This window comes from Mesorhizobium sp. B3-1-6, from assembly GCF_006439555.1.
Taxonomy (GTDB): Bacteria; Pseudomonadota; Alphaproteobacteria; order Rhizobiales; family Rhizobiaceae; genus Mesorhizobium.
The window spans coordinates 20849-31842 of record NZ_VFTM01000053.1 but is presented as its reverse complement, the minus strand read 5'-3'; the positions used below and the strand labels follow the sequence as shown (position 1 = coordinate 31842).

Below are 10994 nucleotides of genomic sequence, written 5' to 3'. Positions count from 1 at the left end.
GATCTCGCCCTTGAAGTCGAGCACGCCGATCATCTCGCGGCCGGTCGACTTGTTGAATTCCTCGACCTCAGGCATCGGCTCGGTCAAGAGGTACATGTGCTCCATGGCCAGCACCGGCAACTCGACGCCGACCATGCGGCCGATCTCGCGTGCCCACAGGCCGCCGCAATTGACCACGTGCTCGGCATGGACCGTGCCTTGCTCGGTGACGACGTTCCAGGTGCCGTCCGGCTGCTGGGTGAGATCAACGACGCGGTTGCGCAGCACGATCTCGGCGCCGAGTTTCTTCGCAGCCTTGGAGTAAGCGATGGTCGTCCCGGACGGGTCGAGATGGCCTTCGACCGGGTCCCACATGGCGCCGACGAAGTTCTTCTCGTCCATCAGCGGGAACATCGCCTTGGCTTCCGAAGGCGTGATCAGCTCGGTGTCCATGCCGAGATAGCGGCCCTTGGCGTGAGCCAGCCGCAGGAAGTCCATGCGCTCGGGCGTGTCGGCCATCATGACGCCGCCTGTCAGATGCAGCGAGCAGGACTGGCCGGAAATCTCCTCGATCTCCTTGTAGAGCTGGACCGTGTAGGCCTGCAGCTTGGCGACGTTGGGGTCGCCGTTGAGCGTGTGGAAGCCGCCCGCCGCATGCCAGGACGAGCCGGAGGTCAGCTCCGAACGCTCGATCAGCATGATGTCGGTCCAGCCGGCCTTGGCGAGGTGATAGAGCACCGAGCAGCCGACGACGCCGCCGCCGATGACAACCGCTTTTACGTGGGATTTCATGAAGATAGTTCCGTGTTTGAAAATACTGAATCGAGTGGTCGAGGTGTGAAAACAAAACGGAGATCCGATGCCGCGATGTTTTCGGTCAGCCTGCCGTCAAGCGCGGCGAGGATGGTTTCACAGACGGAAGCACGATGTTTCAGGACGTCATGGTTCCAAACACGCAGGATCGAGTAACCTTGAGCCTGCATGAAGTCGTCGCGGCGCCGGTCATATGAGCTGTCGGCATGTTGGGATCCATCGACCTCCACGACGAGCAAACGCTCGCGGCAAGCGAAGTCCGCAAAAAAGGGGCCGATGGAGAATTGGCGCGTAAAGCGATAGCCGCCGAGCTTGCGTGCCTTCAGTTCAAGCCAAAGCAATGCTTCCGCCTGGTTGCCGGCTTGCCGCAGATTTCGCGCCCGCTGGGTCGTGCCAACTTTGCGGCGACTGCGGGTTTGAGCAGCGCCTTCCCCCACTCCGTCGCCGCTGCGCGGCGCCACCTCTCCCCCCTCCGGAGGGAGAGGAAGGGCGCCAACTGGAATCGCCTCGCGCCTTTCCTCTCCCCCGTCGATCGGGGGAGAGGTGTCGAGCGCAGCTCGACGGAGTGGGGGTCGACTATTCATCCTCAACACAGATGATCAGAAATCCGTCGGCGCGCCGCCTTCGGCGCGGCGCTTCTCGACGAAGTCGTTGAGTTCCTCGCGGATGGCCGGATCCATATAGGGCTCCTCGTAGGAGGCAAGGCGCTCCTTCCAGACCTTGTTGGTCCGGTCCATCGCCGTCGGCGAGCCGGCCTCGGTCCAGGTCTCGAAGTTGCGCCAGTCGGACACGATCGGCGAATAGAAGGCGGTCTTGTAGCGCGCCTGCGTGTGCGGGGTGCCGAAGAAATGGCCGCCGGGGCCGACCGACTGGATGGCGTCGAAGCCGAGCGCGTCCTCGGAGAGGTCGAGCGGGGTGAGGAACTCGGCCGCCATCTGCAAAAGATCTATGTCGAGGATGGTCTTTTCATAGGAGCAGCGCAGGCCGCCTTCAAGCCAGCCGGCGCCATGCATCATCAGGTTGCCGCCGCCCTGGATGGCGCCCCACAGCGAGAACACGCTTTCATAGGCGGCCTGCGCGTCGACCGTGTTGGCGGCGCAGGTGTTGGAGGTGCGGTAGGGGATGTTGTAGCGGCGGGCAAGCTGGCCGCCGACAAGCTGCGCCTTCATATATTCGGGCGTGCCGAAGGCCGGCGCGCCGGACTTCATGTCGACATTGGAGGTGAAGCCGCCATAGCCGACCGGCGCGCCCTTCTTCACCATCTGCGCGAAGGCGATCCCGGAGAGGGCCTCGGCGTTCTGCTGCACCAGCGCGCCGGCGACGGTGACGGGCGCCATGGCGCCCGACAGCGTGAACGGCGTGACGATCACGATCTGGCCCATGCTCGACATCTGGATGATGCCTTCCATCATCGGCACGTCGAGCTTGAGCGGCGAATTGGTGTTGATGATGGTGAATACCGAAGGCTCCTGCATCAGCTGCTCGCGGCTGATGCCGCGCGCGATGCGGGTGATCTCGATGCCGTCGACGTTGCGCTCCTTGCCGAGCGAATAGATGTGGAAGACCTTGTCGGTCAGCGTGGCGAGGTCGCGGATGCATTCCAGATGCCGGACCGACGGATGGATGTCGATCGGTTCGACCGGATAGCCCCCGGTGCAGTGCAGGATGTTGTGCATCTGCGCGAGCCGCAGGAAGTTGCGGTAGTCGGCCTGGTTGCCGGGCCTGCGGCCGCGGTCGAGGTCGGAGCAGTTCGGTGCAGACGCCATCATCGACAGGATGACGTTGTTGCCGCCGAAACGCAGATTGTGCGCCGGGTTGCGGGCATGCAGCGTGAATTCCGAAGGACAGTGCGAGACAAGCTCGAGGATCATGTCGCTGTCGAAGCGCACGCGCTCCGAGCCTTCGCGCACGTCTGCGCCATGCGCCTTCATGATGCGGCGGGCTTCGTCGTGCAGGACGTCGACGCCGATCTCCTTCAGCACGCGCAGCGAGGCGAGGTGGATCGATTCCAATTCGTCGTCGGACACGAGCCTGGTCGGGGTCAGCGGGTTCTTCAGCTGCCGGAAGACGGGCTGCTCGAAGGCGGCCGAGCCGCCGGCGCGCTTTCCCGCGCGGCCGCCACGGCGGGCGCGATCTGTTGCCAATGCCGGTTCGGCAGGATGGAGGGCGGCAGTCATGAGAAGCCTCGTGAGGATGCGAAATTGGCGGCATAATGAACTGGCGGCAATGTCGCCGGTGAGGAGGCGGCGACCACTAGGGCGAGGGAAGCGACATGACGGAAGGGGAGCGGACTGGATCGCCGAATTGCTTCCGCTGAGGCATCAGGAGGGCTCTCGCCACTGATAATGATGCCGTGATTGTTCAATTGCGAGCCACGATGACCGCTTCCGTCCAGACCGCCGAAGATCGACCGCAATGGGCAGCCCTTGCCGGGGTCACGGCCGCGCTCGCCATGTTCGGCGCGGCGCAAGGGTTGAGCTCGCCGCTGTTCACCCTGCTGATGCAGGGCCAAGGCTTTTCGCCGGGCTTGATCGGACTGTCCGCGGCCATGATGCCGGTCGGGCTGATACTGTCGGCATCCTTCGTGCCGGCGGTCGTGCGGCTGGTCGGCGCGCGAAACCTGGCGGTCGGCTGCTCCCTGCTTGGTGCGCTGTGCTTCCTGGCTATTGGCTATCTGCAGAACTGGGTCGCCTGGTACGTTATCCGCTTCATCATCGGCGTGGTCATCAACCCGCTCTATGTGCTTGGGGAGGTCTGGGCGCTGTCACTGGCGCCGCCATCGCGGCGCGGGCGTGTCATGGGCGTGTTCAACACGCTGATGGGCGCCGGCTACGCGGCGGGGCCGTTTACCCTGACCCTTGTCGGCACCGCCGGCTGGGCGCCTTTCGGCGTCGGCATTGCCGGTTTCGCCCTTTGCGCGGTCATTCTGCGCCTCGTCTCCTCCAAGCTCACCGGTTTCGAGGACGATGGCCAGCCCGCCGGTAGTCTTGTCGGTTTCGCGCGGCTCGCACCGGCGCTGCTTTTGGCCGTGCTGGTCTCCGCCGCCGTTCAGCAGAGCACTTATGCGTTGGTGCCCGTCTTCGGTGCGGGCTACGGCCTGCCCGAAGCGACGCTTGCCGCCCTGGTGATGATGCTTTCGCTGGGCAACATCGTCCTGCAGATCCCGCTTGGCCTGCTCGCCGAACGCTTCGGCGGGCGGCCGATGATCCTCGCCTGCGCGGTGGCGACGACGGGCTGCGCGATCCTGTTGCCGCTGCTGATCGCCACGCCGCTGATCTGGGGCGTGCTGCTGGTGATGGGGGCGGTCGGCTACGGCGTCTACACGATGGCGCTGGTCGAGCTCGGCAGCCGCTTCAAGGGCTCGCTGCTGGTCACCGGCAATGCAGCCTTCGCGTTGCTGTGGGGCGTCGGCGGCATTGTCGGCCCGCCCGGCGCCGGGGCCCTGATGCAGGCGATCGGCCCGCTCGGGCTGCCTGCCGTCATCGTTGGGCTCGACGTTCTGCTGGTGGCGTTCGCCTTGTACCGTACCTTGCAGCGTCAGCGCTCCTGACAGGGACTGGCTGGAACATGCGCTTTCGCCGCCAGTTGGCTCTTACGGCAGCCGACCATACCGGCTAAGCCTCCAGGCGATTGGAGCAAGACCGATGGCTCTGGCTGGTTCGGAGAGCGGCGAGACGGTGCAGTGGGCCGCGATCACCGGCGTGATCGCGACCGTGTCTGTCTTCGCCATCGCGCAAGGACTTTCCTATCCGCTCCTCAGCTTCATCCTGCAGCGTCAGGGCGTTTCGCCGGCGATGATCGGACTGTCGGCGGCAATGACGCCGGTCGGCTTCATCCTGTCCTCGCCACTGATCCCGGGGCTGGCGCGCCGGTTCGGGGCAGGGCGCACCGCGCTGACTTGCGCGGCGCTCTCGGCGCTGGTGCTGGCGCTGATCGGCTGGGCGCAAAATGTCTATCTGTGGTTTCCGCTGCGCTTCCTGATCGGCGTGGTGACCAACCCACTCTATGTCTTGAGCGAAATCTGGGTGATTGCGCTTGCGCCGCCGGCCCGGCGCGGCCGCGTCATGGGCATCTATTCGACAATCATCTCGGCGGGCTTCGCGGCCGGACCGCTCTGCCTGCTTGCCGTCGGCACCGAAGGCTGGCCGCCTTTTCTGGTCGGCATTCTAGCCTTCCTCTTCTGCGGGGGTTGCCTGGCCGCGGTGGTGAAGCGGCTGCCGAAGGTCGACGAGGCCGATAACAAGGTGTCGGTGCTGGGCTTCATACCCTTGGCCTGGCTGCTTCTGTCGGCGGTCGTCGTCGCGGCCGGTTTCGAGCAGGCGATACTGGCACTGCTGCCGGTCTATGGGACGCATCACGGCATTCCCGAGGCGCGCATGTCGGCGCTGCTTTCCGTGATGATCGCCGGCAACATCGTCATGCAGGTGCCGCTCGGCCTGCTCGCCGAACGTCTGACGGCGCGCCTGGTGCGATTCGGCTGCGTGGCGGTGACCATCCTTGGATGCGCGCTTTTGCCGGCGCTGATCGAGACGCCGCTGATCTGGGGCTGCGTCTTTATCTGGGGCGCCGTTTCCTACGGCATCTACACGATGTCGATCATCGAGCTCGGCGAACGCTTCACCGGCTCGGCGCTGGTAGCCGGCAATGCCGCCTTCTCGCTGACGTGGGGTTTTGGCGGCATCATCGTGCCGCCGCTCACCGGTGGCGTTATGGATGTCATCGGCGCCGCCGGCCTGCCGGTCACGCTTGGTGCAATCTGCGCGGCGCTGGCGGCGGCGACGATCGCGCGCCAGCGGGTTTTGTAATCGGTCCCGACATGGCTCTTGAATATCAAGGCAGCGAACGCGATGTAGGCGAGACCGCCAGATGGAGACCTGCATGACCAGCACGATGACCAGAACCCAGCCCGGATTGACCGCCAACGATCCCTTCCTCTGGCTTGAGGATCGCAACGGCGAGGAAGCGCTGGACTGGGTTCATCGCCAGAACGCGCTGACGGTCGCCGAACTGCAGGGCGATCCTTCCTATCAGGCGACATTCGAAACCGCGCTCGACCTGATGACCGCCGAGGACAATATGCCGGTCGGGGCGGCGCTTGCCGGTTACGTCTATAATTTCTGGCAGGACAAGACCAATGCGCTTGGCCTGTGGCGGCGCACGCTCGTCGCTTCCTACAAGACCGACAAGCCGGATTGGGAGACGATCATCGATTTCGACCAGCTCTCGGCGAAGGAAGGCGTGAAATGGGTGTTCGGCGGGGCGAGCCGGCTCTATCCCGATTTCAACCGCTGCCTGCTCTACATGTCGCCCGATGGCGGCGACGCCAGCGAGATGCGCGAGTTCGACATCGCGACGAGGTCCTTTGTCGAAGGGGGGTTTTCCGCGCGCGCTTCCAAGTCGGGCTTTTCCTGGCTGGACAAGGATACCGTCATCGTCTCTGCCGCTTTCGAGGAAGACGACAGGACGCAGTCCGGCTATCCGCGCGTGATCAAGCTGTGGCGGCGCGGCACCAAGCTCGAGGACGCGACGCCGATCTTCGAAGGCGAAAAGCAACATCTGGCGGTCGGTGGCGGCGTGGAGCATGACGGCGACAAGCGGCATGTGCTGCTCGGCAAGACGCTCGATTTCTTCACCTCCCACAGTTTCCTGCGGCTGGCTTCGGGCGAGAACCGGCGCATCCCGCTGCCCGACGACGCCACCGACACGGCGATCTTCAAGGGCCAATTGATCTTCGGCGTGCGCAGCCCCTGGACGGCGCCGGACGGCACGCGCTGCCTGCCCGATGGGCTCTATTCGGTCGATTTCGATCGCTGGATTGAAACGGGTGCGTTCGAACGGATCGAGACGCTCCTCGAACCGGAGCACCGCGTTTCCATTGCGGGTCTCGCCAGGACGCAGGACCGGCTGTTCATCAACCTGATGGACAATGTGCGCGGCAAGGTCATCGCCTGCGACCGTACGGCCGAAGGCTGGTCGCTGAAACGGATCGCGCTGCCCGACAATGGCAATGTCGGCATCAGCCATGTCGAGCATTTCGGCTCGAGCGTGTCCTTCTCCTTCACCGATTTCCTGACGCCGAGCTCGATCATCTGGTCGGACGACAATGGCGAGACGCTTGAAACGGTGAAGTCGCAGCCGGCCCGCTTCGACGCCTCGCCTTATGTTTCGGAGCAGTTCGAGGCGCGCTCGAAGGACGGCACGATGATCCCGTATTTCGTGGTGCGGCGCCGCGACCAGAAAGGACCGGTCCCGGCATTGCTCTACGGCTATGGCGGTTTCGAGGTGCCGTTGCTGCCGGGCTATGCTGGCATCCGCGGCAAGCTCTGGCTGGACAAGGGCAACGCCTATGTCCAGGCCAACATCCGCGGCGGCGGCGAGTTCGGTCCGGCCTGGCACCAGGCCGCGCTCAAGGGCAAGCGCCAGAACGCCTTCGACGATTTCGCTGCCGTTGCCGAGGATGTCGTCAAGCGCGGCATCACCACGGCGGCGCAGCTCGGCATCCACGGCGGCTCCAACGGCGGCCTGCTCACCGGCACGTCGCTGACGCAGCGGCCGGAACTGTTCGGCGCCGTCATTATCGACGTGCCGTTGCTCGACATGCTGCGCTACACCGAACTGCCGCCCGGCGCCTCCTGGATCGCCGAATATGGCGACCCGTCGAAGCCGGAGGAGGCGGCGTGGCTCGGCGCCTATTCGCCCTACCAGCACGTCGCGGCCGATGCTGCCTATCCGCCGGTCCTGTTGATGACCTCGACCGCCGACGACCGCGTGCACCCCGGACATGCGCGCAAGATGGCGGCGCGGCTGCGGGAGGCAGGTCACGGCAAGACGCTGTTCTTCGAGGAAACCGAAGGCGGCCATGGCGGGCGCGGCGACCGCCGGCCGCAAGCGGCGCAGACGGCGATGCGCTATATGTTCCTCAAGCGGTCGCTCGGTAAGACCGCCTGACTGGAACCGCTTGAATTTTGGGCCTGAGGCGGCATAAGCTGCCCCCATGATCCGCTTCAGCACATCAGGCGCCTTCGGGGTCGCGGTGACGCCGTCACCGCGGACGCTGCGCGCCGAGCTTTTGCGGCTCTGCGCCCGCATCGGCTATTCGCCGCCTGTCTTCCTCTGACGAATCCGCCTCCGGCTCCCGCCGGATTGATTCAAGAGGAAAGATCAAACCCATGACCTATCAGAATTATTCGCTGAAGCAGCTTCAGCAGATCGACGCCGCGCATCACCTTCATCCCTTCACCGATCACAAGGAACTGCGTGAAACCGGCTCGCGCATCATCACCCATGCCAACGGCCCGTTCATCTACGATGCCGACGGCACCGAAATCCTCGACGGCATGGCGGGCCTGTGGTGCGTCAATGTCGGCTATGGCCGCGACGAGCTGGCCGAGGCGGCTTACGTGCAGATGAAGGAGCTGCCTTACTACAACTCCTTCTTTAAATGCTCGACGCCGACGCCGGTGCTGTTGTCGAAGAAGCTGGCGGAACTCGCGCCCAAGCATGTCAGCCAGGTCTTTTATGGCTCGTCCGGCTCGGAGGCCAACGATACGGCGCTCAGGCTCGTCCGCCACTATTGGGCGCTCGAAGGCAAGCCCGAGAAGAACCGCGTCATCTCGCGCAAGTCGGCCTATCACGGCTCGACGATAGCCGGCACGTCGCTGGGCGGCATGGAGCCGATGCACAAGCAGCTCGGCGGCGCGGTGCCCAACATCGTCCATGTGATGATGCCCTATGCCTATGAACTCGCGCTGCCCGGCGAAAGCGACCATGATTTCGGCATCCGCGCGGCGAAGGCGGTCGAGGATGCAATCCTCGAAGCCGGCGCCGACAAGGTCGCCGCCTTTATCGGCGAACCGGTGATGGGCGCGGGCGGGGTGAAGATCCCGCCGATGAGCTACTGGCCGGAAGTCGAGCGCATCTGCCGCAAATACGATGTGCTGTTGATGCTGGACGAGGTCATCACCGGCTATGGCCGCACCGGCGAGTGGTTCGCGGCGCAGACGTTCGGGATCGAGCCCGACACCATCACCACCGCCAAGGCGCTGACCTCGGGCTACCAGCCGCTGTCGGCGCTGCTGGTCGGCGACCGTGTGGCCAGGACGCTGGTCGAGAAAGGCGGCGAGTTCTATCACGGCTACACCTATTCCGGTCACCCGGTAGCTTGCGCGGTGGCGCTCAAGAACCTTGAGATCATCGAGAAGGAAGGGCTGGTCGAGCGGGTCAAGAATGACACCGGCCCCTATTTCGCGCAGGCGCTGCAGGAACGGATCGCCGGGCACAGGCTGGTTGGTGAGGTGCGTTCGATCGGCCTGATGGGGGCGATCGAGATCGTCAAGGACAAGGCGACCAAGGAACGCTATCTGCCCTCGGGAAGCGCCGCGGTCGCGGTGCGCGACCACGCGATCGCGAACGGCATGATGTTGCGGGCCACCGGCGACACGATGATCCTGTCGCCGCCGCTGATCTGGACGCGCGACACGATCGACATGGCTTGCGAACGCATCGCCAAGGCGCTCGATCTCGCGGACGCGGATTTGCGGAAGCGGTAATTGGACTTCGGGCGCTCTTCGAAGAGGGGCGCCCGTTCGATCTCGATGTTCCGGAAACGCAAAAACCGCGTCCCTTCGGGAACGCGGCTCTGCCAGATACGCATGGCATTTCGCTACAGGAATACTTGCGAAACTTACGGGCTCCGGTACGCGAGACCTGATCCGGAGCGCCGGGCAGACGCGATGTCCGCCTCGCAGTCCGTTTTAAAGGCACATCGTTACCGGTGAGTTAGCGAGACCTTAAGCAAATCTAAATTTGCCGGCTTCTGACCGGCGGATATCGAAAATAACCTTAGAAAATCAGTATCTTACGCCGGATTTCCGCGCAGGAAATTAATAATTCCGGAAAAATCGGCGCCGGCATGACCTTGGGCGTTGAACAAGGCATAGAGCTGCGTGGCTTCGGCGCCGAGCGGGGTCACGGCGCCCGCGCCCTGCGCGGCTTCCTGCGACAATTTCAGGTCCTTTAGCATCAGGGCCGCGGCAAAGCCGGGCTTGTAGTCGCGGTTGGCCGGCGAGGCCGGAACAGGGCCGGGGACCGGGCAATAGGTGGTCAGCGACCAGCATTGGCCCGACGAGGTGGAGGCGACATCATACAGCGCCTGGTGCGACAGGCCGAGCTTTTCGGCGAGCACAAAGGCTTCGGCGACGCCTATCATCGAGATACCGAGGATCATGTTGTTGCAGATCTTCGCGGCTTGGCCGGCACCGTCGCCGCCGCAGTGAACGACACGCCCGGCCATCGGCTTCAGGATCGGCTCGGCGGCGGCGAAAGCGTCATCCGAGCCACCGGCCATGAAGGTGAGCATGCCGGCCGCGGCGCCGCCCGTTCCGCCGGAAACCGGGGCATCGATCGACTGCAAGCCATGCTTCGCGGCAATCGCATGCGCCTTGCGCGCCGATTCGACATCGATCGTGGAGGAATCTATGAACAGCGCGCCTTTCTTTGCCTTGGGCGCGATGTCCTCATAAACCGACAGCACATGCTTGCCGGCCGGCAGCATGGTGATGACGACATCGGCGTCCTTCACCGCGGCGACGGCATTGGCCATGACTGTAATGCCGTGCTCTTTCGCAACCGTGAGGTTTTCAGGCACAAGGTCGAAGCCCAGCACCGCGTGCCCCGCCTTAACGAGATTGGCGGCCATCGGATTGCCCATGTTGCCCAAGCCGATGAAGGCGATCGTTGCCATAGTAGTGCTCCCGTGATTTCAGTAGGCAGTAGGCAGTAGGCAGTAGGCAGTAGGCAGTAGGCAGTAGGCAGTAGGCAGTCTATTCAGGTGCGAGTTTGATAATAAGCTGGCGAAGCATTTTTCCGATGGCTTCTGTGGCTGACAGCATATGATGAACCTCATCACGAGTGGTCAGGCCGACGCGTTCAGCGATCTGGAGATGCGTTTCAAGCTCCTTTAGAGAGCCTTGGGCTATCCTGAGAAACTGCTGGTAAGAGCCGGTGTTATCTCGGCCGTAACCTTCCGCAATGTTTGCAGGGATAGATGTGGCTGAGCGGCGAATTTGGCTGGTCAGCCCATACAATTCCTCTTTTGGCCATGCCTTGGTCAAGGAGTAGGTAGCCACAGCCAAATCAATGGCCTGCTGCCAGACGATCAAATCCTTGTACGAGTTTATCTTGCCGATCATCTTTCCCTACTG

General features: G+C 63.8%; 10 protein-coding genes. 5 read left to right on the top strand and 5 right to left on the bottom strand.

The annotated features are described in order from the left end of the window. The 3 genes from FJ414_RS30045 to FJ414_RS30035 all read right to left on the bottom strand — a co-directional run. Window positions 1-771 (bottom strand): FAD-binding oxidoreductase (locus FJ414_RS30045; protein ID WP_140647973.1); only part of this gene is annotated, 771 nt, incomplete at its 3' end. Continuing rightward, window positions 768-1229: a DUF559 domain-containing protein gene (locus FJ414_RS30040; RefSeq protein WP_246672532.1), complete on the bottom strand. Its 462-nt coding sequence runs from the start codon at window positions 1227-1229 to the stop codon at window positions 768-770. The genes FJ414_RS30040 and FJ414_RS30045, both read right to left, overlap by 4 nt. Window positions 1230-1391: 162 nt before the next feature. Continuing rightward, window positions 1392-2969 (bottom strand): trimethylamine methyltransferase family protein, encoded by a 1578-nt coding sequence (locus FJ414_RS30035; protein WP_140647971.1) that lies wholly within the window; start codon window positions 2967-2969, stop codon window positions 1392-1394. Between the two features lie 200 nt (window positions 2970-3169). Here FJ414_RS30035 and FJ414_RS30030 point away from each other — a divergent pair, with 200 nt between their 5' ends. The 5 genes from FJ414_RS30030 to FJ414_RS30010 all read left to right on the top strand — a co-directional run bounded on the left by FJ414_RS30030 (window position 3170) and on the right by FJ414_RS30010 (window position 9341). Further along, window positions 3170-4342 carry an MFS transporter gene (locus FJ414_RS30030; protein ID WP_140647970.1) on the top strand — a complete coding sequence of 391 codons (1173 nt, stop codon included), beginning with the start codon at window positions 3170-3172 and terminating at the stop codon, window positions 4340-4342. A 94-nt stretch (window positions 4343-4436) separates the two neighbouring features. Further along, window positions 4437-5597 carry an MFS transporter gene (locus FJ414_RS30025; protein ID WP_140647969.1) on the top strand — a complete coding sequence of 387 codons (1161 nt, stop codon included), beginning with the start codon at window positions 4437-4439 and terminating at the stop codon, window positions 5595-5597. 73 nt (window positions 5598-5670) lie between these two features. Continuing rightward, on the top strand, window positions 5671-7740 hold the full coding sequence (locus FJ414_RS30020; RefSeq protein WP_140647968.1) for a prolyl oligopeptidase family protein: 2070 nt from the start codon (window positions 5671-5673) through the stop codon (window positions 7738-7740). A gap of 46 nt (window positions 7741-7786) precedes the next feature. After that, window positions 7787-7909 (top strand): capsid protein, encoded by a 123-nt coding sequence (locus FJ414_RS30015; RefSeq protein WP_140647967.1) that lies wholly within the window; start codon window positions 7787-7789, stop codon window positions 7907-7909. 52 nt (window positions 7910-7961) lie between these two features. Then, window positions 7962-9341 carry an aspartate aminotransferase family protein gene (locus FJ414_RS30010; RefSeq protein ID WP_140647966.1) on the top strand — a complete coding sequence of 460 codons (1380 nt, stop codon included), beginning with the start codon at window positions 7962-7964 and terminating at the stop codon, window positions 9339-9341. Window positions 9342-9649: 308 nt separating this feature from the next. On the opposite strand, the gene mmsB is transcribed toward FJ414_RS30010, so the two are convergent. Together mmsB and FJ414_RS30000 are read right to left on the bottom strand one after the other, a co-directional pair. Then, a complete protein-coding gene (mmsB, locus tag FJ414_RS30005; protein ID WP_140647965.1) occupies window positions 9650-10534 on the bottom strand; it encodes a 3-hydroxyisobutyrate dehydrogenase in 885 nt (294 codons plus the stop codon). A gap of 79 nt (window positions 10535-10613) precedes the next feature. Then, window positions 10614-10982 carry a four helix bundle protein gene (locus tag FJ414_RS30000; protein WP_140647964.1) on the bottom strand — a complete coding sequence of 123 codons (369 nt, stop codon included), beginning with the start codon at window positions 10980-10982 and terminating at the stop codon, window positions 10614-10616. Window positions 10983-10994 lie beyond the last annotated feature (12 nt).

Excerpts from the sequence above, each read along its gene's own strand:
- FJ414_RS30035 (WP_140647971.1), bottom strand. The coding sequence starts at position 2,969 with ATGACTGCCGCCCTCCATCCTGCCGAACCGGCATTGGCAACAGATCGC.
- FJ414_RS30030 (WP_140647970.1), top strand. The coding sequence starts at position 3,170 with ATGACCGCTTCCGTCCAGACCGCCGAAGATCGACCGCAATGGGCAGCC.
- FJ414_RS30025 (WP_140647969.1), top strand. The coding sequence starts at position 4,437 with ATGGCTCTGGCTGGTTCGGAGAGCGGCGAGACGGTGCAGTGGGCCGCG.
- FJ414_RS30020 (WP_140647968.1), top strand. The coding sequence starts at position 5,671 with ATGACCAGCACGATGACCAGAACCCAGCCCGGATTGACCGCCAACGAT.
- FJ414_RS30015 (WP_140647967.1), top strand. The coding sequence starts at position 7,787 with ATGATCCGCTTCAGCACATCAGGCGCCTTCGGGGTCGCGGTGACGCCG.
- FJ414_RS30010 (WP_140647966.1), top strand. The coding sequence starts at position 7,962 with ATGACCTATCAGAATTATTCGCTGAAGCAGCTTCAGCAGATCGACGCC.
- mmsB (WP_140647965.1), bottom strand. The coding sequence starts at position 10,534 with ATGGCAACGATCGCCTTCATCGGCTTGGGCAACATGGGCAATCCGATG.
- FJ414_RS30000 (WP_140647964.1), bottom strand. The coding sequence starts at position 10,982 with ATGATCGGCAAGATAAACTCGTACAAGGATTTGATCGTCTGGCAGCAG.